The 20,091-nt window shown below is 69.2% G+C and carries 19 protein-coding genes and 1 pseudogene; 7 read left to right on the plus strand and 13 right to left on the minus strand.

What is annotated here, in order from left to right; all coding sequences use genetic code 11:
• Nucleotides 1-72: 72 nt before the first annotated feature.
• The 6 genes from C1746_RS06200 to C1746_RS06225 form a co-directional block, all read right to left on the minus strand.
• A complete protein-coding gene (locus C1746_RS06200; protein WP_116713778.1) occupies nucleotides 73-456 on the minus strand; it encodes a response regulator transcription factor in 384 nt (127 codons plus the stop codon).
• Nucleotides 453-890 (minus strand): response regulator transcription factor, encoded by a 438-nt coding sequence (locus C1746_RS06205; protein ID WP_162867448.1) that lies wholly within the window; start codon nucleotides 888-890, stop codon nucleotides 453-455. The genes C1746_RS06200 and C1746_RS06205 overlap by 4 nt, the downstream gene beginning before the upstream one ends.
• A gap of 14 nt (nucleotides 891-904) precedes the next feature.
• Entirely contained in the window at nucleotides 905-1,687 is a 783-nt protein-coding gene (locus tag C1746_RS06210) for a hypothetical protein (RefSeq protein ID WP_116713780.1), read from the minus strand.
• Nucleotides 1,684-3,381 (minus strand): sensor histidine kinase, encoded by a 1,698-nt coding sequence (locus tag C1746_RS06215; protein WP_116713781.1) that lies wholly within the window; start codon nucleotides 3,379-3,381, stop codon nucleotides 1,684-1,686. Before C1746_RS06215 ends, C1746_RS06210 begins: the two co-directional genes overlap by 4 nt.
• A gap of 64 nt (nucleotides 3,382-3,445) precedes the next feature.
• Nucleotides 3,446-6,100 (minus strand): bifunctional acetate--CoA ligase family protein/GNAT family N-acetyltransferase, encoded by a 2,655-nt coding sequence (locus C1746_RS06220; protein WP_116713782.1) that lies wholly within the window; start codon nucleotides 6,098-6,100, stop codon nucleotides 3,446-3,448.
• 13 nt (nucleotides 6,101-6,113) lie between these two features.
• Nucleotides 6,114-6,725 (minus strand): flavin reductase family protein, encoded by a 612-nt coding sequence (locus C1746_RS06225; RefSeq protein ID WP_116713783.1) that lies wholly within the window; start codon nucleotides 6,723-6,725, stop codon nucleotides 6,114-6,116.
• Between the two features lie 41 nt (nucleotides 6,726-6,766).
• On the opposite strand from C1746_RS06225, the gene C1746_RS06230 reads away from it, so the two are divergent.
• Nucleotides 6,767-7,171: a hypothetical protein gene (locus tag C1746_RS06230; protein WP_116713784.1), complete on the plus strand. Its 405-nt coding sequence runs from the start codon at nucleotides 6,767-6,769 to the stop codon at nucleotides 7,169-7,171.
• A gap of 1 nt (nucleotide 7,172) precedes the next feature.
• Here the strand turns inward: C1746_RS06230 and arfB are convergent, their stop codons facing one another.
• Nucleotides 7,173-7,601 (minus strand): alternative ribosome rescue aminoacyl-tRNA hydrolase ArfB, encoded by a 429-nt coding sequence (gene arfB / locus C1746_RS06235; protein ID WP_116713785.1) that lies wholly within the window; start codon nucleotides 7,599-7,601, stop codon nucleotides 7,173-7,175.
• Between the two features lie 39 nt (nucleotides 7,602-7,640).
• Here arfB and C1746_RS06240 point away from each other — a divergent pair, with 39 nt between their 5' ends.
• From C1746_RS06240 to C1746_RS06265, 6 genes and pseudogenes are all read left to right on the plus strand, one after another.
• A complete protein-coding gene (locus C1746_RS06240; protein ID WP_116713786.1) occupies nucleotides 7,641-8,072 on the plus strand; it encodes a CrcB family protein in 432 nt (143 codons plus the stop codon).
• Nucleotides 8,069-8,410, plus strand: coding sequence for a fluoride efflux transporter FluC (locus C1746_RS06245; RefSeq protein ID WP_205711737.1), 342 nt, complete (start codon nucleotides 8,069-8,071; stop codon nucleotides 8,408-8,410). The genes C1746_RS06240 and C1746_RS06245 overlap by 4 nt, the downstream gene beginning before the upstream one ends.
• A gap of 114 nt (nucleotides 8,411-8,524) precedes the next feature.
• Nucleotides 8,525-8,836: a thioredoxin domain-containing protein gene (locus C1746_RS06250; protein WP_116713787.1), complete on the plus strand. Its 312-nt coding sequence runs from the start codon at nucleotides 8,525-8,527 to the stop codon at nucleotides 8,834-8,836.
• A 12-nt stretch (nucleotides 8,837-8,848) separates the two neighbouring features.
• Nucleotides 8,849-9,139 (plus strand): annotated as a pseudogene (locus C1746_RS06255) (thioredoxin domain-containing protein); the annotation flags it as partial.
• 69 nt (nucleotides 9,140-9,208) lie between these two features.
• Entirely contained in the window at nucleotides 9,209-10,639 is a 1,431-nt protein-coding gene (locus tag C1746_RS06260; protein WP_116713789.1) for an ABC1 kinase family protein, read from the plus strand.
• Between the two features lie 86 nt (nucleotides 10,640-10,725).
• Nucleotides 10,726-11,388, plus strand: coding sequence for a YceH family protein (locus tag C1746_RS06265; protein ID WP_116713790.1), 663 nt, complete (start codon nucleotides 10,726-10,728; stop codon nucleotides 11,386-11,388).
• Between the two features lie 70 nt (nucleotides 11,389-11,458).
• On the opposite strand, the gene C1746_RS22450 is transcribed toward C1746_RS06265, so the two are convergent.
• The 6 genes from C1746_RS22450 to C1746_RS06295 all read right to left on the minus strand — a co-directional run bounded on the left by C1746_RS22450 (nucleotide 11,459) and on the right by C1746_RS06295 (nucleotide 20,023).
• Complete coding sequence (locus tag C1746_RS22450) at nucleotides 11,459-14,503, minus strand: cell wall-binding repeat-containing protein (protein ID WP_116713791.1); 3,045 nt, start codon at nucleotides 14,501-14,503, stop codon at nucleotides 11,459-11,461.
• Between the two features lie 150 nt (nucleotides 14,504-14,653).
• Nucleotides 14,654-15,841 (minus strand): alpha/beta hydrolase, encoded by a 1,188-nt coding sequence (locus C1746_RS06275; RefSeq protein ID WP_116713792.1) that lies wholly within the window; start codon nucleotides 15,839-15,841, stop codon nucleotides 14,654-14,656.
• 20 nt (nucleotides 15,842-15,861) lie between these two features.
• Entirely contained in the window at nucleotides 15,862-16,299 is a 438-nt protein-coding gene (locus tag C1746_RS06280; protein ID WP_276309955.1) for a globin, read from the minus strand.
• 2 nt (nucleotides 16,300-16,301) lie between these two features.
• The gene (locus C1746_RS06285; protein WP_116713793.1) at nucleotides 16,302-17,129 is read right to left on the minus strand and encodes a helix-turn-helix domain-containing protein; all 828 of its coding nucleotides are present in this window, start codon (nucleotides 17,127-17,129) and stop codon (nucleotides 16,302-16,304) included.
• A 42-nt stretch (nucleotides 17,130-17,171) separates the two neighbouring features.
• Nucleotides 17,172-18,740 carry a D-alanyl-D-alanine carboxypeptidase/D-alanyl-D-alanine endopeptidase gene (gene dacB / locus C1746_RS06290; protein WP_116713794.1) on the minus strand — a complete coding sequence of 523 codons (1,569 nt, stop codon included), beginning with the start codon at nucleotides 18,738-18,740 and terminating at the stop codon, nucleotides 17,172-17,174.
• Nucleotides 18,740-20,023 (minus strand): class I SAM-dependent RNA methyltransferase, encoded by a 1,284-nt coding sequence (locus C1746_RS06295; RefSeq protein WP_162867449.1) that lies wholly within the window; start codon nucleotides 20,021-20,023, stop codon nucleotides 18,740-18,742. The genes dacB and C1746_RS06295 overlap by 1 nt, the downstream gene beginning before the upstream one ends.
• Between the last annotated feature and the right edge of the window lie 68 nt (nucleotides 20,024-20,091).

The raw sequence follows: 20,091 nt of genomic DNA on the forward strand, positions 1-20,091 counted from the left end.
CAAGCCGTCAACGCGGCAGTGCTAACACCCGTCCCTCGGGCCGGGTCGCCGGGCTCCAGGCCGGTCGGATGCTCAGCCCGGCTGGCCGAGTTCCCGAATCGCCGCGGGGATCTGGTCGATCCGGTCCTTGCTGAGGAAGCGGTCGACGCCCGCCTCGCGGGCCTCCGCCTCCAGTGAGTCGTCCGCGAACGCCGAACACATGATGAACCGGGCGTTGGGCCGCTGCTGCCGGATCTGGGCCACCGTCTCCAGACCGTTCATGCCCGGCATCATCCAGTCCGTCACCACCACTTCAGGGATGTCGTCGGAGTCCATCGCCTTGATCAGCCTGACGGCGTCTTCGCCGGTGCCTGCCTCGGCGACGACCTGGAGTGTGTCGTCAGACAGTTCGATCATCTGGCTGATGAGGAACCGGATGTCCGGCTGGTCATCGATCACGATGGTTGTGGTGGTCATGTCAGTAGCTCTCCCGCGAAGATCGCGCGTTGTTGGTCTCGGAACGCTTGGTTCTGGCAGTTGGTGCGCGACGTCACGGCCGCCACGGTCGCGCACAACTCATCGAGGTCGAAGGGTTTGGTGAGGTAGCCGTCGCACCCCATCTCCCAGGCCCGCGCCAGGTCCGATTGGGAGAACTTCACCGTGCACATCACGACGCGAAGGCCGTCGAAGCGCGGATCTCCCCGGACCTCCGCCAGCACCGACCAGCCATCCATCTCCGGCATCTGGACGTCCAGCAGGAGCAGATCGGGGAGGGACCGGCTGGTCCGCAGCCCCTCGAGCGTCCGGATGCCACCGTCATGGGTGGCGACCTCGTAGCCCTCGTTCTCGAGTGTCAACGACATCAGGAGTCGAAGATCAGCTGCGTCGTCGCAGATCGACACGGTCGGCATCGAACAGGGCTCCTTCATCGGATGTCGACCAACGCGGGTGTCCCGCTCGGGACATCGTCGACGTCTTCGAATCGTTCGTTCCAGTCCTGGATGCTGCCCGCGGCCAGGCCGCGGATCACCCAGTAGAAGTAGATCGCGGCCGGGACGCCGAGCCAGTCGACCCACAGGCCGTGGTAGTCGGGCGTGAACAGATCGGTCGCTGCGTACACCACGTACACGGCATGCATGAGGGCGCACGTCGGGAAGATCAGCATCAGCGACAGGCCGGACATCGACCAGCCGTCCAGGCGTTGCTGGATCTGCCGCTGACCACGCCACAGCTCCCGCCCGATCAGCGCGTACATCCCGACCATCACGACGTTCGGCAGCAGCCGAGGATCGGTGTAGGACAGGCGGGTGACCAGCAGCCCGATACTGCCAGCCAGGACGGCCGTGCCGGCCATCACGTACAGCAGCGCCGCGCGGCGGAGCCACGTCGGCGTGCCGCTGATGAGCCGGTCTCCCCGACCTCCTCGCGCCGTCTGGACCCGGAAGTAGGAGAAGACGAGCCCGGCGGGAACGCCGAGCGTGACCGCAACGACGTCCAGGCTGCCGATCGAGCGGCCCTCGCCGACCAGGTGGATGGCGTGCACCAGGTGATGCGCCCCACAGGTGAACATGACGGCCAGCCAGCCGACGCCGAAGTGGGAGTAACCTCGACGGCGCATCGACCGCTCCAGGTCCATCGCGATGATCGTCGCGATCACGAAGTAGGTGATCCCGAGGATCAGGTTCAACGTGCCCGCTGCAACGGTCATGATCGCCCGCCCACGCCGATTCCAAGTTGTTCGATGAACTCGTCGACGGCGGCCTTGGGGGCCGAGCGGCCCTCGATCGTCGTCGGCGGCGTCTCGCCGTCGGGCGCCGGTGTCGGCAACAGCGGCAGCCGAATGGTGAACGTGGTGCCTGCTCCACGGGAGGACTCAACCCTGACCGTGCCGCGCATCGCGGCGACGAGGGACTGGACGATGTACAGACCGATGCCGGTCCCGCCGAAGCGGCGGACGTCGGTGGCCTCTCCCTGCCAGAACTTCTCGAAGCAGCGGTCGAGCTGGTCCGGCGACATGCCGATGCCCTGATCGGTCACCCGGACGATGGCCTTGGTCGCGGACCGTGAGAGCGCGACCGAGACGTCGCCCCCGTCGGGGGAGTACTTGATGGCGTTGTCGATCAGATGGTCGATCACGGTCACCAAGGCGGTGTCGGAGACCGTCGCCCAGATGTCCTCGCGGGTGACCAGGGTGATGTGGCGGCCGAGCGAGTGCGTGGCGTCGGCGAGTCGGTCTCGCAGCAGCGCGGTGATGTCGTGGGGCTGGAGGTCCAGTTCCACACGACCGGCGTCGATCCGGCTGGACAGCAGCAGGCGGTCGACGATGTCGGACAGCTCGCGCGAGCGGGCCTCGATCGCATCGAGGGCAGTGCGGTCCCGCGGGTCCTCTGCCCGGGTCTGCAACAGCTGCGTGAACCCCCGAATGACCGTCAGCGGGGTCTTCAACTCATGGGAGGCGGTGGCGAGGAACATCGTCTTGGCCTCGTCGGCTTCCTTGACCTTGCTGATGTCCCGAAAGGAGTGGAGGTACTCGGTGCGGCCGTCCTGGCCGGGCAACATCACGGCGCTGCCGATCATGGGGCGTCGTTCACCGGGCAGGGTCTGGACCAGCTCGACCGATCCCGTGGGGCCACCGCAGAGCTCGGCAAGGGCACAGCCTCCTGAGCAGTCAAGACCCGCCCCGCTCTGCGTCACGAAGGACAGTCCCTCCGCGCAGGTGGTCCCGACGACGGCGTCGGCCGGAGCGTCGTCGAAGAGCAGCCGCCGGGCTGCTGGGTTGACCTGCACCACCACCCCCTCGGCGTCGGTGATCACGATGGCCTCGGTGGAGTAGTTCGTGATCAACGCACTGCGGCTGGAGGCGTTGTGGACGTCGGCAGCACTGCGATCGAGGGTTCCGCGGACCAGTGCCGCGGCCAGCACCAGCATGCTGACGACACCGGCCAGGATGATGAACCGTTCGCCATCTGCGCCACTTGGCCCTTGCGGCGTCGTCGCCGCAGCGGCCACGAAGATGGATCCCGTCAGGACCGCGCCGCCGAGCAGACCCCGCCGGTAGGTCGTGACCAGCACCAGGGGGATGGCGAGGTACCACATCGTGCCGGCCCCGCCCCGCTCCAGGAACACGGCGGCCGTGACCATGACCAGGTCGACGACGAAGGCTGCGTGGCCGGGCCATGCCCGGGTCGGTGCCTCGTCCTGCTTGACCAGCAGCCACACGGTGAGCGGGAGCCAGACCAGGCCACTGAGCCAGACGAAGGCCTCGGGGAGACCAAGCGTGTTGATGGAGCCGAGCACGGTGACCAGGAAGGCGAATGCGACACTGCCCCAGCTGCCCAGCCGTCGCGTGCTGGTCTGATCGGTCAACCCGACTGCCGTCGCTGCTCGCGTGTGACGTCCCATCCAGCCTCCCCATCGGCTCGGGCGTCCTCGATATGAGGGGTTCTGACGACGTGGCTGCGCTGGGCTACTCCGTCAGCGGGTTCCGGGCTCGCCGCCCGGCGGCCACCACGATGCGACTGTCGACCACCGCGACGCCGTGTTGGCGGACGAACACCGGGTTGAGGTCGACCGACTCGATCTCGGGGACCGCCTCGACCATTGCTGCCAGACGGAGGAGCAGGACCCGCAACGCGGCGATGTCGACTGCGGGGTGCTGGTCGTCGCCGGTCAGCAACGGGTAGCCCTGCAAGCTGGTGATCATGTCGTCCACGTCGACGTCGGTCAGTGGGAGGATCCGCATCGTGCGGCTGCCGAGCATCTCCGCCGTCCGACCGCCGAACCCCGTCACGATGATCGGGCCGAACGTCGGATCCTGCTCGACACCGACGACCATCTCGACGCCGCCGGAGATCATCTCCTGCACCAGCCAACCCGTCTCGTCGACCACCGAGCGGTGCTCGTCGGGGACCACGGCGTTCAGTTCGCGCAGAGCCGCCATGACCGCCGACGGGCCCGCGAGGTCCATCCTGACCAACCCCGCCTCCGCCTTGTTGATCGCGGCGGTCGGCTTGAGGACCACGGGACTCCGGAGGGACTCGGCGATGCGCCCCGCCTCCTCAGCAGTCGTGGCGACACCCGCCGGCGCGGTCGTGATGCCGAAGGCGGAGAGCGTGTCGATGGCCTGCGTCGCGGTCAGCGTGACCCGCCCGTCAGCCTCGACCCGGGGGGAGGCGCTCAGGGCCTCCGTCACCACGGCCTGGGCCACGCTGGCGTCCGTGTCGTCGAAGGTGACGACGCGGCCCAGGTCCCGGTCGCGCCACGCCACGTATCGGGCGGTGTGGCCCAGTGCCTCCGCGGCGCTCTCGGGAAAGACGTAGGTCGGGATGCCGGCGTCGGCGAGTGCGGTCGGGGGGGTCTCCATGGACATGAAGACCACCATCACCGGTTTGGTCGCGTCTGCGGCGGCCGCGGCGATGACCTCACCGATCTCATCGGCATCGATCAGGACCGGCGGGATGAAGATCGCCATGACCGCGTCGGTCGCGTCATCGGCGATCAGGGCCGCCAGCGCCGCCCCGTACTCCTGCGGCGTGGCGGTGGGGTGGAGCGTCACCGGTCGCGTGTCGTAGGCCCCGGACTCGCGGACCGCAGCAGCTGCTCCCTCACCGAGTGAGGCGAGGTCCAGACCTGCGGCCGCACATGCATCGGCGGCCAGCGCGGCCGGTCCGCCGCCGTTGGACAGCACCGCCACCCGCGGTCCGCGCGGCAACGGCTGGTGCGCCAGCAGCCTCGCGACAGCGAACATCTGGTCCAGACTCGCGACCCGGATGACACCCGCCTGGTCGAACAGCGCCTTGGTGGCATCAACATCACGCCTGCCGCTCTTCACGACCACGATGGGCTTCGTCCGGCCGATCCGTCGGGCCAGCCGCGCGAACTTGCGAGGGTTCCCGAAGGACTCCAGGTACAGCAGGATCCCGGTCGTCGACGGGTCCTGCTCGAGGAACTGCAGGACGTCGTTGGAGGAGATGTCGACCCGGTTGCCGATGGAGGCGAAGGAGGACAGCCCAACCCCGATCCGCTCAGCGGCCGCGAGGATCGTCAGGCCCAACGCCCCTGACTGCGAGCTGAGCCCCAGCGGACCGGCAGGTGGTGTGATCGGCGAGAGGCTGCCGTTCAGCGAGACCGCCGCGTCGGTGTTCAGCACCCCCATGCAGTTCGGACCGATCAGTCGGATGCCGTGCTGCCGGGCGGTCTCGACCAGCTGCCGCTCCAACGCTCGGCCCTCCGGGCCGGCCTCGCCGAAGCCCGCGGCCATGACCACGGCCGTGCGCACGCCCAGTCGTCCTGCCTCGTCGATCACCGCCGCACACCCGGGGGCCGGAACGCAGACGTAGATCGACTCCGGGACGACCGGACACGCCTCGATGGTCGGATACGCCGGGATGGACTGGACGTGCACGGCATCGGCGTTGATCGGGAAGATCGGCCCCTGGAAACCGCTGCGGACCAGGTTGCCGAGGATCACGCCGCCAACGCTGTGCGGATCACGGCTGGCACCGACGACGGCGATGCTGCTGGGCCGCATGACGCTGGAGAGGGCGGCGTTGGCCGCCCGTCGCTCCTGCTCACCCGCCTTCTGGAGCAGCGCCTCGGTGGGTGTGGTCGTGAAGGTGGCCGTGACCGTCGGACCGTAGCTCTCGAACGAGGGCTCGAACCCCTCATCCCTCATCACCCGAATCATGGACCGGTTGTCGCTCAGGATGTCGCCGTGGAAGTTGCTGACCCCCAGGTCACGCGCGGGGGCCATGAGCGCACGCAACAACGTGGTCCCGATCCCACGCCCCTGCTGGTCGTCCTGGACGGTGACCGCGAACTCCGCGGACGCCGGGTCGGCTGGTAGCCGGTCGAAGCGTCCCACCCCGATGATCTCGTCGTTCAACTCGGCGACGAGGGCGAAGCGCTGGTCGTGGTCGACCTCGACCTGGTACTGCATCTGCTGGCGACTCATCTTGCGCGGTGCGAAGAACCGCATCCGAATGGTCTCCATCGAGAGCCGATCCCACATCGCCATCATCGCGTCGAGGTCGTCTGCGCGGATCGGGCGCAGGTGGATCGTCAGCCCGTCCTTGAGCACCACGTCGTCGACGTAGTCATCCAGGTTGAGCGGTGTGGTCATCGAAGCGGGCTGGTCACGGGCTGAGGTCGTCCCAGGAGGGACGCGGCAGGCGGAGGACGGTGTCGCCCATCGTGTACTGACTGCCGCTCAGCCGGCCCACCGGGTCCATGGCTCCGACGTCAACCCGACCGTCGGACCACAACTCGTCGCGCACCTGGATGCGGGTGACATCACCGAACACCATGTGTCCGGTGCCGATGCTCAGCTCGCTGCGGACGGTGCACTCCAGGACCGCCGGAGCCTCAGCCACGTAGGGTGCCGGCACCGTGACCGCTTCCGCTCGGGTGATGGGGGCGAGGTCGAACTCGCTCACTCCGGCAGGTGCGTCGGCAGCGGTGGTGTTCATCGCCTCCATCAGCTCGCGGCTGACGATCGAGACGGTGAACACCCCGGTCGCCCGCATGTTCCGCAGCGTGTCCTTGACCCCGGAGGAGGTCACGTGGACCACCGGCGGGTCGCTCGAGATGACGTTGAAGTAGGAGTGGGGGGCCAGGTTGTCCACGGGATCACCGTCTGTCGCCCGACTGCGGGTGCCGACCCAGGCGATCGGTCGGGGGACGACCAGGCTGGTCAGCAGGTGGTAGGTCTCCGTAGCCGACAGGGTGTGCGGATCGAAGGTGGGCATGGCCGTGATCGTACGGCGGGACGGCGGCAGAATCTCGGGGTGTGATCTTCCGTCGTCGATCCTTGCCTCCGGACCTGGCCGGTCCCTATGCGGTGTTCACCTCGCAGGTGCAGCGGATGGAGGAGGCGCGCTCTGCGCTGATGTCCTGCCTGCCGGTCGGTCGGGTGGACCCGGCACCGGTTCCGGTGGGCCTCGACCTGCTGGACGACACCCTGCAGGCGATCTCCGCTGAGCTCGACGAGTGGAGGATCCCCGAACTGGTCAAGGAGTGGACGCTCTGCGAGGAGGCCATCACCGAGTCACGCGGCAACATGGCCCGCGCCCACGAGGTCGCCCGGACGAGCGAGGAGCTGGAGGAACTGCTGGCGGCCGTCGAAGACGTGGACGAGCCGCTGGGCTACGCCTTCCAGCAGGCCGAGCTGCGCTGGCGGACCCTCAAGCGGTAGCTCACGCGCCCCAGTCGCGTCCGCGGTCGGCCTTGAGTTGGCCCCGTCGCCGCTTGTTCTCGACCCGTCGCCGCTTCGACGCCCGGGACGGGCGGGTCGGCTTCCGACGCTTGGGCGGCGGCTTGATGCCCTCGTCCAGCAGCTCAGCCATGCGCTTGCGGGCCTCCTCCCGGTTTCGGGTCTGTGACCGGTGCTCCGAGCCGGTGGTGATCAGCTCCCCGGCGTTGGTCATCCGATGACTGAGTCGCCGGAGGATGCGCTCCTTGATCCGGTCCGGGATGGCGTCGCAGGTCCTGACGTTGAGCCGTAGTTCCGCCGCGGTGTTGGAGGTGTTGGCGTGCTGGCCCCCCGGTCCACCCGATCCGGTGAACCGCCAGTCGAGGTCGCTCTCGGGGATGGAGATCCCCCTGACGTCAAGTCCGTCGGGCATGTCGTGATCGTACGACCCTCGCGTAGGGTCCGGCCGACGATGTCGGAGCGCGCTGGAACCAGGGGACCGGGCGATGGCGGCCGCGCCTGGCCGCAGACCGTTGCCGTCGTGGCCGGCGGCGCCGTCGGTGCACTGGCCCGCTCGGGGGTGTCGGTTGCCCTTCCCGACGACCCCGTCGGGGTCGGGACGGTCGTGGTCAACCTCGTTGGTGCCCTGCTCCTCGGCGTCCTGGTCGCACGCCCCATGGGCGACGTGGCTGCGGTGTTCTGGCGAGCCGGAGTGCTCGGCGCCTTCACCACGTTCAGCGCGATGAGCGCGGATGCCGCCGCCCTCGGATGGTGGGGTGCGCCGTACCTGCTGGTCGTGGTTGGCAGTGGCCTGGCGGCGGCACACGTCGGCCTGCGCGCGGGCCGGGCCGTCGCTGTCCGCAGGATGCCGGAGGACGGTGCCGGTGAGCAGGGTCCGCCGTGACGCTGGCTGGCGTACTGGCCGTTGCGGTGGGCGGCGGCATCGGTGCAGCGGCACGGTGGGTCCTGTCCCGCTGGAACCGGTCGTGGCCTGTCGGAACGCTGATGGCCAACCTCATCGGGTGCTTCGGCCTGGGCCTGCTCCTCGCCGTGGCGCCGGCCGAGCCGGCGCGGACCGGTCTGGGTGTCGGGCTCTTCGGCGGGTTGACGACCTTCTCCACGTTCGCCGTCGAGACCCTCGACGCATCCCCGGCGGTGCGACGGAGGTACGTGGCGGCCTCGGTGGTGGGCGGCACGGCGCTCTTCCTCGGTGGGATGACCGTCGCCACGACACTCGGCTGACCGCCTGGAGGCGGGCAACTTCGGTGACCAATCATGCGGAACTCTGCCCCCGCCTGCTCCGTTGCCGAGGAGATGCCCCACCGTCCGCCAACCCACAGCGCTACCATCCGGGCTGTGCGTCTCCGCCTCCTCGTCCTGCTGCTCGCGCTGGGTCTGATCGCCACCGCCTGCGCGGGGGATGCCGCGGAGTCCGCGGGCGGTGACGACGCCGCGACCCAGCCACCGGAGGCCGAGGCCGAGCCCGACGACGGCCAGTCCGCAGCAGACGCGGCGGAAGATCAGGCCGAGCCGGCCACCGGTCCCGAGGCACCCGCCGAGGTCCCCGAGATCCTCGACTTCCAGGCCACCACCGTGGCCGGCGAGACCATCTCGGGGGGTGACTTCGCCGGACAGGACCTGCTCTTCTGGTTCTGGGCGCCGTGGTGACCCAGCTGCAACCGGGAAGCTCCCGAGGTTGCACAGGTTGTGCAGCTGCTCGACGACAACCAGACCATCATCGGCGTGGCCAGCCGCGACTCGGTCGAGGCCATGCAGGACTTCGTGGACCGTCACGAGTTGGGTGACATGGTCAGCATCGCCGACGAGACCGGCGACGTGTGGGCCCGCTTCGGCATCGTCGGACAGCCCAGCTGGGCCTTCGTGGACGGCGAGACCGGCGAGTCACAAGCCCGCCCGGGCGGACTCGGCCTGGACGGCATCCAGGCGGTCTTCGCCAACGGCACCTTCTGATTCCAAGGGTCTGGCTCGCCTGACGACCGAGAGGGTTAGAAGTCTCACTGCGGGCAATCATCAGACCTGATGAGCGAACGCAACACCTTGGGAGGCCGGGCCCGCCGCGCGGCGAAGCTGGCCAAGCTCGGCGCCAAGGCGGGTGCGGGGCTGGTCTCCACCCGCCGTGCCGAACGGCGCGGTGACGAGGATGCGGCGGACGCTGGTCACGAGGCCATCGCCGACGCCGTCTTCGAGACCCTCGGCAGCATGAAGGGCGCGGCGATGAAGCTGGGCCAGATGATGGCGTTCGTCGACTTCGACGTACCGGATGACACCTCCGACATCTACCGCAAACGCCTGAACGCGCTGCTCGACCAGGCTCCGGCCACAGACACCGATGCGATCGAGGAGAGCGTGGCCGAGCAGTACGGGGCCGCGCCAGAGGACGTGTTCGCTCGGTGGGACCGCGAACCGATCGCCGTGGCCTCCATCGGCCAGGTCCACCGGGCCGAGCTGCCGGACGGGACCGAGGTCGCCGTCAAGGTCCAGCACCCGGGGATCGCCGAGGCCATCCAAGCCGACCTCGGCAACATGTCCGTGCTCCGGCCGCTGTTCAACCTCACGCACCCCAACCTCGACACCAAGCCGCTCATCGATGAGGTCCGCGAGCGTCTCCGCGACGAGCTGGACTACCAGAAGGAGGCGGCGTACCAACAGGCCTTCTACGACCGCTTCGAGGGTCACCCCTCCATCCAGATCCCGCAGGTCTTCCACGATTGGTGTCGGCCACGTGTCTTGGTCAGCGCCTACGTCGAGGGGCGCACCTTCGAGGATGTGCTGGAGAACGACCCCAAGGAGGCCCGCGACTACTACGGCGAGTCGATCTTCCGCTTCGTGTTCTCGTCGCTGTACCGCTTCCGGATCTTCAACGCCGATCCGCATCCGGGAAACTTCATCTTCCCCGAACCCGGCTCCGCAGACGGATACGGCAAGGTCACGTTCATCGACTTCGGGTCGGCTCGGACCTTCTCCAGCGAGACCAGGAGCAAGCTGCGGGCGTTGCACCTGGCCGTTGCGGCCGACAACGAGGGGGACCCGTCGGGGTCCGCGGCCCTCGAGCGGGCGATGTCGGATGCCGGTCTGCTGCCGGAGGATCGCCGAGGCATCGACTTCGACGTGGTCCGGCGGTGGTTCTCGTTGGCGTACGAGCCGCTTGCCGGGGACCGCGAGTGGACCTACTCGACGGAGTACTCACGTCGGCTGATCGCCGCCTCGACCGACCCGACCCAGGGGATGGAGGCGACGCTCCGCCGGCTGACGATGCCGGCTGAGTACATCCTGCTCAACCGCATCCAGTTCGGGGTCAACTCGCTGCTCGCACGGCTGCAGCCGACCGCGAACTGGCAGCGGATCATGGAGGAGATCGCCACCAGCGGCCCGCCGACGACGCCGCTCGGGGAGGCGGAGCAGGCCTGGCTGGGCGAGGTCAACGAGCTCGTGGAGCCGCTGGCCAGCTGAGCGTCGTGAGCCTGCGGAGGTGTGTCGCCTTCGGGCGTGGGTGCGCTCGGACATGACACACCCACGGCGGTTAGGCTGAGGCGGCGATGCGACTCAGCGACTTGGCCCTGCGCGTCCTGGGATCACTGATCGAGAAGGCGATGGCGACGCCACAGTCCTATCCGCTCTCGGTCAACGCGCTGCGGTCGGCCGCGAACCAGACCACCAACCGCGACCCGGTGACGGCGTACAGCGAAGACGACATCTCGGCAGGTCTGAAGGAGTTGGCTGCCGGAGAGCTCATCCGAGCCGCCTATGCCCGTCGCTCGTCGACCCCGAAGTACGAGCACCTGCTGGATCAACATCTGGAGATCAGCGATGCCGAGGTGGCGGTGCTCGGGGTCCTCATGCTCCGAGGCCCCCAGACGATGGGCGAGCTGCGGCAGCGGACCGAACGACTGCACGCGTTCGACGAGATCGGCGACGTGGCCGCCACACTCGACCGGTTGGCGGACCATCCCTTCGGTGCCCTGGCGGTCGAGATGGACCGCCAGCCGGGGCAGAAGGAGACCCGCTGGGCCCACCTGCTGGGTGCGGAGGAACCGTCTGTCGGAGCTCCGGTTGAGGTACCCACGACGACTCCGACACCGGACGGCGGGGGCGAAGCGGGACAGAGCGAGATGGCAGCGCTCCGCGAGGAGGTCCGATCACTCCGGGCCGAGGTGGAGGCCGTCACGGCCCGGCTGGACCAGCTCCACACGTCACGCTAGACGCATACATCTGACCGTTCCTCCCGCACGGACCGGGCACGTCTCACGGTAGGGGGCGGGCCCCATGCGATCAGCGGACCCGGGGGAACGCGACCACCTCGAAGGTATCGGCGTCGGGGGTGCCGAACTTCGCATTGACGATGGCCAGCCCGTTGCCAACGGCAGCAACCGTGGTCGGGACGTCGAACGCCGGGTCGGTGTAGCGCCGCAGGATCGTCCCGGAGGAAAGGTCATCGGACAGCTCGATCTGCGCAACGCTGTTCTGGTCGTTCTCGACCACGAACAGGTCACCGTTGTCCAACAGGATTCCGTCAGGGGTCCCCAGGTCATCCAGTCCGCCGATGAGGGCGCTCTCGCCCATGGCCGCGTCCACGGTGTACAGCTCCTGGTTGCCCGAGTGGGCCACGATCAGGGTCTGCCCGTCCGGTGTCGCCGCGATGCCGTTCAGGTTGAACTGACCGCTCGTGTCGGCGGCGGGGCCACTCAGCTCAAGGGCCTCCGGCGCGCCAGGTCCACCGCCAGCCGTCGGGACGAAGGTAAGGGTGGCGGCCTGGGAGTTGGTGAACCAGGCACCCTCCTCGGTTATCACGACGTCGTTGATGAAGCCGTCTCCGAGGTCGAGGACGGCGACCTCCTCACCCGTTGAGGCGTCGTAGACGTACCCCTCACCTGCTGGTCCGCCGGCGGCGTAGATGTGGTTCGTCGCACCGTCGTACTTGAGCCCGACGGCGATCCGGCCATCAGGCGCGTCGACCAGCACGGTGACCTCACCCGAGGCGATGTCGCCGAAAAAGATGTCCCCGGTGACCAGATCACCGGCCAGGAAGTCGGTGAACTCTGGACCGGAGGTGATCCCCTCGGCCCCCTGTGCCCCGGGCAGGACGAAGGTTGATGAACTGCTGTCGGTGAGCGAGCCGCAGTCGCTCAGCTGAGCGACGATGTCAGCTGCCAGCGGTCCAACGACCGTGGTGCGGGCCGGACCGCCACTGGCGCAGATGGCAGCGAGGGTCTCGGTCGGGACCCGGTCGTCCTCGACCAACAGGATCCCGCTCTCCTCCCGTGCCGCCAGCGACGATGCTGGCAGGAGGTGGGCCCAGCCGAACTCCGATCCCCCATCACCCACGATGAACGTCCGGCGCGGTGTGTCGAACAGGCTGGTCGAGATCGCCACGGCCGTCGCAAACCGGTTGCCACCCGCGATCCGGTCCGCCCCGGCGTCCGACACCACGTCATCCGTCAGCGCAGCGGTGCCACCCAGCGCGATCACGTCGGTGTCGCTCCGACTGTCGAGGAAGGCCGCGACCCCGTCGTCCAGCGAGTCGCTGAAGGTCAGCAGCACCGGCTGCCGGGTCGTGGCGGCCCAGGCGCCCCCCGTGACCGACTCGGCCCACGCCGCGGTCGGCTGGTCGGCCGGCGAGAACGCACGTGACAGGACGGCCTGCTCGGCGGGGCCGTGCAGTCGCTCGAGTTCCTCCGCGATCTCCAGGGCCGTCTCGATGCGTGTGGGGCCGGCCAGACGGGTCACGGTGTAGCCCAGCGCGTCCAGTTCGGTGGCGACGCTCGGACTGATCGCCGAGGAGCCACCCAGCACGTACACCGGGCCTGACCTGCCGAGCACGCGTTCCAGCTCGGCGACCACGTCGACGCTCAGCGTCCCGGTCGGGGTCAGCAGCAGCGGTCCGTCAGCCGCCAGCGACGTCGCTGCCAGCGAGTCGGGGAAGATGTCGTCCCGGCCGATCAGCGCATAGGCCGCCGTCGTGGTGGAGGTGTCGGTCCCCGAGTCCGTGGCCGCGGCGAAGATCGATTGGCTGATCCCGATGGCCGTCAGGATCGGGTCGTCCTCCTGGATGTCCGCGGGCACGACCTGTGCAGCGTCCAGGACCACGTCCACCCACACCAACCGATGATCGGATGACGGGAACGGGAACGTCCCGACGGGCTCGAAGGCCGGATCGTCGGACGTCGGCCAGAACACACCCGCGTCGACCAGTCCGAGGGTCTGGCTGGGCAGGGCGTAGTCGGCACGCAGGTGGCCGGGGTCGGCCGGGTTGAAGGCCGCCGTGTCGTACGCGGGGTCGCCCTGATGGGTCAGGTTCGCCTCACCGGTCAGCGCGGACTGCTCCACGCCGCCGGCGCTGGTCGGGGTGAGGTCGGTGTTGACCAGCGGGTCCAGCAGCAGTTGCTGTGGAGCTCCGGGCAGGCTGTCACCGTCGAATGGATCGGCGTTCTGGTCCCCGGCGATCACGAAGTGCGACCCGGCCGCCAGCCCACCGGTCTGCCCATCGTCGTCGGTCATCCAGGACGCACCGTTGATGTACTCCGCCCAGAAGCGGATCTCGTCGGCGTTGCGCAGCCCGTTTCGGTCCTCCGGGCCGTCGAAGACCGGCGGCGTCGGATGGCTGGCCAGCAGGTGGATGATCTCGCCGTCGACCTGGATCGGAACGTCCCAGTGGGACTTCGAGGAGAGCCGGACGATGTCGAGCTCGTCGGGTGAGAACCAGTCGGCCGGCTCGGGGGTGTCCGGGTCGTCGGGCAGGCGGGCATCCGGCATGTCGGCCCACAGCAGCTCCGCGAACGTTCGCACCTCGTCGGTGGCGATCGGGTAGCGGCTCAAGACCGCCATGCCGAACTGGCCGGGGAAGAACCCGAACCCGAAGGCGTCACCAGGACCGCCGACGGAGCCATCGTTGTCCAGATCCTCGCCGCTCGGCACACCGGTGTTGGACGGAGCTGCGAAGGCGAAGTCGTAGGTGATGGGCTCTTGCCCGTTCTGACCGACCTCCAGGTAGTTGTCGCGGAATCGATCCAGGCTGGTCCCGGCGGCGTCGTAGTCGAACTCGTTCAGCAGGAGCACATCCGGCCGGACCCGCTGGATGATCTCGGCGACGGCCTGTGCTTGGGTGTCACCGGGAGTGTCCAGGTCAGCGGCCAACTCACCCTCGGCGCTCCGGTTGAGCGAGGCGTTGAAGGTGGCGATGCGGATCACATCCGCATCGGTCGACGGCTGGGCGACCGCCGGACGTGCCGGGGTGGCCAGCAGGGACGCCACCAGGGCGGCCAGGGCGACACCGACCAGGGTGAGGACGGAGCGGGCAGAGCGAGAAGCGGCGGTCATGACCTGTGACCGTAGAGGTCCACCAGCGTCCTGACCAGGGACACGCGACGGTCCATCCGTGAACAGCCGGTGATCGGTCAGCCAACGGCACCGGGCACAGGCGGTGAGCGGGGGTAGGTCGGTGTCAACGGGGAACGTCAGGCGCAGCGATCACGGGAAGACATCGGCGAGGAAGGTCGCGATCGCGCTGGCGTAGCGCTCCTGATCGGTGTTCCAGCCCTCGACGTGGCCGGCCCCGTCGATGCGCTCGAACGTCAAGTTGTCGGGACGCGCCTGCGCCAATGCGGCCGACGGCTCGGGCGGGACGAAGTCGTCCTCGTCGCCGTGGATCACGAGCATCGGCAGCGTCGTGTCCGCAAGGTCGTCGACGTGCTCGACGTCGCTGATCGCAAACCCCGACCGGAGTTGCGCGATGACCCGGGTGCCGAAGAGGACCGGGGGGATGACCGGCCCCGGCAGTCCCCGCAGCCGGGCTTGCTGCGCCAGCGTGTCGGAGAGCGACAGCAGCGGCGAGTCGAGAATCACGCCGTTCACCTCACGCTCACCCACGTTGCGCAGGTAGTAGCCGATCAGCGAGCCACCCTGACTGAAGCCCATGAGGACGACGCGCCGCGCACCCTCGGACCGGGCGTAGGACACGGCAGCCTCGAGGTCGACCCACTCGGTCTGGCCGAAGCGTCCGACCGCATCCATCGTCTCGGGGGCGCCGGCCATGTCGTTGCGATAGGTGATCACCAGGGCGGTGGCTCCGCTGTCGACCACGGTCGGCAGGCTGCGGAGTGCCTCCGCCCTGGTCGCCGAACGGCCATGGACCAGGATCACCCAGTCCTCCGGCGCGTCGGTGCCATCCACCCGCCAGGCGGGCGCCACACGGTCCGCGCCGATGCCCAGGTCCCCGTCGACCTCACCTGGGATCGGCACCTCCACCTCGGTGAACGGAACGTCGACGTCGCTGGGGTCCGCAAGACCCGCGTACTCGTCGAAGCGCGCGCCCACCTCACGCCCCAGCGGTGGGTCGCCCATCACCACTCGTTGCACGGTTCGTTCGACCATCCCGGCCTGATCCGCCCCGCACCGGCCCGCCACCACGGGGCCGCCGTAGACGACCAGCGCATCCCCCTCCAGCAGCATGGCGAAGGTCGCCAGACAGGCCCGACGATCGGGCGGCAGGAGGATGGTCCCGTCCTCGGTCAGCGTCGCCTGGAACTCCAAGGTCCGATCACGCGCCGGGGCCGGGAGCAGCTGCCCGGAGTACACCAGGCCGCCGCCGACCGTGACCAGTCCCAGCAGTGCGCTGGTCACACCAGCGATTCCGATCAGGAGCCGACTGCTCTTCATCGCACGCCCACCGGGTCTTGTTAGCCGTCCATGTTCCGCATGAACGTGGCGGCCCGCTCGAAGTAGGCCCACAGCTCCTCGCGGATGTCCGGCTCGGGATCGACCTCGTCCAGGGCGCCGGACATGGCGTCCAACCAGGCGGCGATCGTGGTGCTGTAGACCGGGAAGGGCGCATGGCGCATGCGGAGCCGGGGATGTCCGCGGGTGTCGCTGTACGTCGTCGGGCCACCCCAGTACTGGATGAGGAACAGGCGGAGTCGTTCGTTGGCCCCGCTCAGTTCCGGGTCGGGGTACAGCGGCCGAAGGATCTCCGACGCCTCGACCCGCTGGTAGAACGCGTCGACCAGTCGGACGAAGAACGCCTCACCGCCGACACGATCGAACAGCGTCTGGGTCGGTGGGTCGGGCGCGGTCCGCGGGACGCTGGCTGCCTGGGGCAACGATCGATCGGGTTCCACGCTCACTCGCCGCCCAGGTTCTCGTCGAGGTGGTCGACCAGTTCGATGGGGTCATCCAGCACGGTGATCCCCAACGGCTCGGCGATGCTCAGATCCGTCCCCTGCCCGCCCATGATGAGCTGGACGCCGTTGCAGGCCTCGGCGAGCCCCTGGTACATGGTTGCGTCCAGTGGCATGCCCACGCTGACGCAGACGACGTCCGCGCTGACGATCGTCAGGAAGGTCCGCAAATCCTCGAGGGGCACCTGGGTTCCCAGATGGTGGACCTCCCAGCCGGAACCGCGGAGGAAGTCAGCCACCATCGTGCTGGCGATGCCATGCTCCTCGCCCGGCGCGGTGAGCGTCACCGCCACACCCCTTCGGGGGCCGGCCCGCCGGAAGTGGTCGCTCAGCCCACCCATGATGCCGGTGCAGATCGACGTCGCGCGGTGCTCGACGGCCACGTTGATCTCGCCGGTGCTCCACTCCTCACCGATGCGGTGCAGTGCCGGCGTCATGAGCTTGGTGTAGACCTCGCCGGCGGTTGCGCCGTCGCCGATCACGGTCTGCACCAGTTCCTTGCAGGCCTCCGCATCGCCATCGCGCAGACCGTCGTGCAGCCGGCCGATGTGGACGGACCAGTCGCGCCGGCCGCCGGACCGACCGGCCCCGACGCCGGTGTCCACCCGTCTGGCCACGACGTACTCGTCCAGCGCGGAGCGACGCACCCGCAGGCGTCCGCCAGCCTTGAACGCCTCGAGGTCCCCTCGACGAACCCAGCGATAGGCCGTCATGTAGTGGACCTTCAGCTCATCCGCGGCTTCCTGCAGGGTCAGAAGATCATCAGTCATTAGTGTGCGGGGCGAGCATACAACCGCTCGCGGGCCGCCTGCTCAGCAGCTGTGGGACGGGAGGGGAGGCAACTCGTCCGGCCCGGCTGGGACCTCGGGTGGAGGTGGTGGCACCGGCTGGCAGCCGTACAGCTCGGCGCTGAGGGCGAGGACGACGAGATCCTGCAGGCGACGTGCGTTGTCACGTTGGTCCGGGGTGAGGGCATTGCTCATCACGGTGAAGTACAGCGGCTGCCCGTCAGGACCCACGACCGCTCCCGACAGAGCTCGGACGTCGCCCAAGGATCCGGTCTTGCCGCGCAGTCGGAGCTCGGCGATGGACCCGACCAGACGCCGCTCCAGCGTGCCCGACTCCCCGGCGACGGCCATGAGGTCCTGCCACAGCGCCCCCACGCTTGAGTTGGTCATCCGGTAGTTGAGGGTCGTCAACACCGCCGCAGGGATCGTCGACGCACGCGACAGTCCCGAGCCGTCCTGCACCAGCGAGGTGGACCAGTCCAACTCGAGGTCCGCGAGCAGCGTCGGGATCTGCGTCTCGGCGTCGTCGAAGCTGCCGTCGCCGACCGAGTGCCGGCCGACGGCGCGGAAGACGGTGTCAGCGATGTGGTTGTCACTGCTGCGGACCATCCGCGTGAGCAGCACGGACAGCGGTGGGGACTCCACAGCCGCCAGGTCAACAGCCGTTGTCAGTTCCTCCTCCGGTCGGATGACCTGCGGCTCACCGGCGATGACGACGCCGCGCTCGATCAGGGCCGCGCTGAGCGCGGCTGCTGCCTCGAGCGCCGGGTCGGGCGCCGCGCGCGCCTGCGGGACTCCGTCCTGCTCGAAGAACTGGATGCCCTGGTCGATGGTGAGACCCGTGATGGGCGTGGCATCCAGGTCCTCCAGGTAGTTCGGCGGCCAGCCGTTGGCCAGCGTCTCGCCCTGCAGGTAGGACGGATCGCCGACGACACCGCCGTCGATCTGGATGATGCCCGCCGCGACGATCTGGTCGGCGAGGCCGTCCAGCGGTGTCTGCGGACGCTCGGGGTTGGTCTCCAGCTCGATGAAGGTGCGTGACACGAGGGTCGGGTCGCCGCCGCCGATGAGCACCAGATCGCCGTCGATCACGCCCTCGACGGGTGTGGTGGTCGAGGCTGCCCGTGTGACGAACCGGTGGTCGGGCCCGAACGTCGTCAACGCCATCGCTGCGGTGACCAGCTTGGACGTGGAGGCGGGGATGCGAGGCGTGCCACCCTCGAAGTCGAAGACGATCTGCCCCTCGGCGTCCATGACGTGGACCGAGGACTGGCCAGCCGCCCCGGCCTGCTCGATCGCGTCGAGCAGTGCCAGCGTGAGTGGTGCTGGTTGGGCGTCGGGCGCTGGAGGATCCGGCACGCTGACCGGTGCAGCGGTGTCGGCCAACTGGACCAGGCCGGGTTTGGCGGTCTCCCCGACCAGCCGACGTTTGAGGGGGGCCGGCTTCTCGCCGACCACGCCTGCGACCGCGCGGGGCAGGGGGTCGCCGACGACCAGCTGCGGCTCGGCGTACCAGATTCCGGCCGCGATCAGGCTGAGCACGAGGATCAGCACGAGCAGGCTGCGCCAGAACACGCCCTGTCGGCCGGCCATCAGCCTCCCGTCGGCGGGTCAGCGATGGTGAAGACCGCGACGGCCTCCACGTGGGCCGTGTGCCCGAAGAGGTCCAAGGGCTGGACCGACTGCAGTGCGTAACCGCCCGCGAGCAGTGTGCGGGTGTCCCGGGCCAGCGCCGCGGGGTCACACGCCACGTAGACGATCTGCCGTGGTTCGAGGCCGAGGAGCCCCCGCACCACCTCGGCGCCGGCGCCCGGCCGGGGTGGGTCGAGGACCACGACATCCACGGTGGCGTCGTTGGATGCCAGCCACCGCTCGACGGTGGTGGCGCGAACCTCGGTGCTGCCGGCGTGGCCGGGCCGCGAGCTGCCCTCGCGTCGGTCGGCGTGGGAGAGATTGGTGCGGGCATCGTCGGCGGCGACGGGGTCGGCTTCGACAGCGATCAGGTGGGCAGCGTGCGCAGCCAGGAAGACCGACAGCAGACCGCCGCCGGCGTACAGGTCGGCGACGGTGTCATCGGGTCGGATGTCCACGGCAGCCAGCACCGCCTCGACCAGCGCCTCCGCACCCGACCATCCGGCTTGGAAGAACGACCCGGCCGTGGCGACCAGGCTGATGCCGTGGACGGAGACCTGGATGGACGACGGTGGCTGTTGCACTCGGCCATCGACGACGATGCCGAGGCGCGGGTCGTCGGCTGGTCCGCCGTGGACTTCGCCGGGCGGGTCGGCTGTTGTGACGGCGACGACCTGGCCGTCGCTCCCGGCGAGGAGCGTGACCTCGGTGGCGCCGGCCCAGTCGTCGCCTGCCCGCTCACGGAGCTGCTGGGCGTCCGGCTGGAGCAGCAGGCACTCGTCGACGGGCTGGACCGTGTGGGCGCGCGGCCTGCGGAAGCCCAGAACACCGCCGTCGCTGACCGCCATCCGCGCCCACGAGCGGTAGCCAGCCGGCCAGCCGCTGGTTGGTGTGATCACGTCGGCGACGGGGGGATCGATGACGCCGCCGAGTCGCTGCAGTTGCTCGATCACGACCCGCCGCTTCAGGGCCAGTTGGTGTGCCGGGTCGACGTGCTGCAGTTGGCAGCCGCCACAGCCCTCGTACAGCGGGCAGGGCGGGTCGACGCGATGCGGGCTGGGAGTCAGGACCTCGAGGAGGTCGGCGACCGCGTGCCGCTTCTTCACGGTGTGGACAGCCACTCGGACGCGCTCGCCCGGGATGGCACGGGGAACGAAGCAGGCACGGCCGTCGGGCAGCCGACCGACGGCCTGGCCGCCGTGCGCCCAGCCGTCGAGCGTGATCTCGACGGGTGGCTCCCTCACGCCGGTGTCGCCGCCCAACCGGGCAGCCGAGCGGCGTTGTTGCGGAGGCCGAGTGCGTGACCCGCCTC

It is taken from the genome of Euzebya tangerina (assembly GCF_003074135.1).
In the GTDB taxonomy this organism is placed as follows: Bacteria; Actinomycetota; Nitriliruptoria; order Euzebyales; family Euzebyaceae; genus Euzebya; species Euzebya tangerina.

Excerpts from the sequence above, each read along its gene's own strand:
- C1746_RS06200 (WP_116713778.1), bottom strand. The coding sequence starts at position 456 with ATGACCACCACAACCATCGTGATCGATGACCAGCCGGACATCCGGTTC.
- C1746_RS06205 (WP_162867448.1), bottom strand. The coding sequence starts at position 890 with ATGCCGACCGTGTCGATCTGCGACGACGCAGCTGATCTTCGACTCCTG.
- C1746_RS06210 (WP_116713780.1), bottom strand. The coding sequence starts at position 1,687 with ATGACCGTTGCAGCGGGCACGTTGAACCTGATCCTCGGGATCACCTAC.
- C1746_RS06215 (WP_116713781.1), bottom strand. The coding sequence starts at position 3,381 with ATGGGACGTCACACGCGAGCAGCGACGGCAGTCGGGTTGACCGATCAG.
- C1746_RS06220 (WP_116713782.1), bottom strand. The coding sequence starts at position 6,100 with ATGACCACACCGCTCAACCTGGATGACTACGTCGACGACGTGGTGCTC.
- C1746_RS06225 (WP_116713783.1), bottom strand. The coding sequence starts at position 6,725 with ATGCCCACCTTCGATCCGCACACCCTGTCGGCTACGGAGACCTACCAC.
- arfB (WP_116713785.1), bottom strand. The coding sequence starts at position 7,601 with ATGCCCGACGGACTTGACGTCAGGGGGATCTCCATCCCCGAGAGCGAC.
- C1746_RS06240 (WP_116713786.1), top strand. The coding sequence starts at position 7,641 with ATGTCGGAGCGCGCTGGAACCAGGGGACCGGGCGATGGCGGCCGCGCC.
- C1746_RS06260 (WP_116713789.1), top strand. The coding sequence starts at position 9,209 with ATGAGCGAACGCAACACCTTGGGAGGCCGGGCCCGCCGCGCGGCGAAG.
- C1746_RS06265 (WP_116713790.1), top strand. The coding sequence starts at position 10,726 with ATGCGACTCAGCGACTTGGCCCTGCGCGTCCTGGGATCACTGATCGAG.
- C1746_RS22450 (WP_116713791.1), bottom strand. The coding sequence starts at position 14,503 with ATGACCGCCGCTTCTCGCTCTGCCCGCTCCGTCCTCACCCTGGTCGGT.
- C1746_RS06275 (WP_116713792.1), bottom strand. The coding sequence starts at position 15,841 with ATGAAGAGCAGTCGGCTCCTGATCGGAATCGCTGGTGTGACCAGCGCA.
- C1746_RS06285 (WP_116713793.1), bottom strand. The coding sequence starts at position 17,129 with ATGACTGATGATCTTCTGACCCTGCAGGAAGCCGCGGATGAGCTGAAG.
- dacB (WP_116713794.1), bottom strand. The coding sequence starts at position 18,740 with ATGGCCGGCCGACAGGGCGTGTTCTGGCGCAGCCTGCTCGTGCTGATC.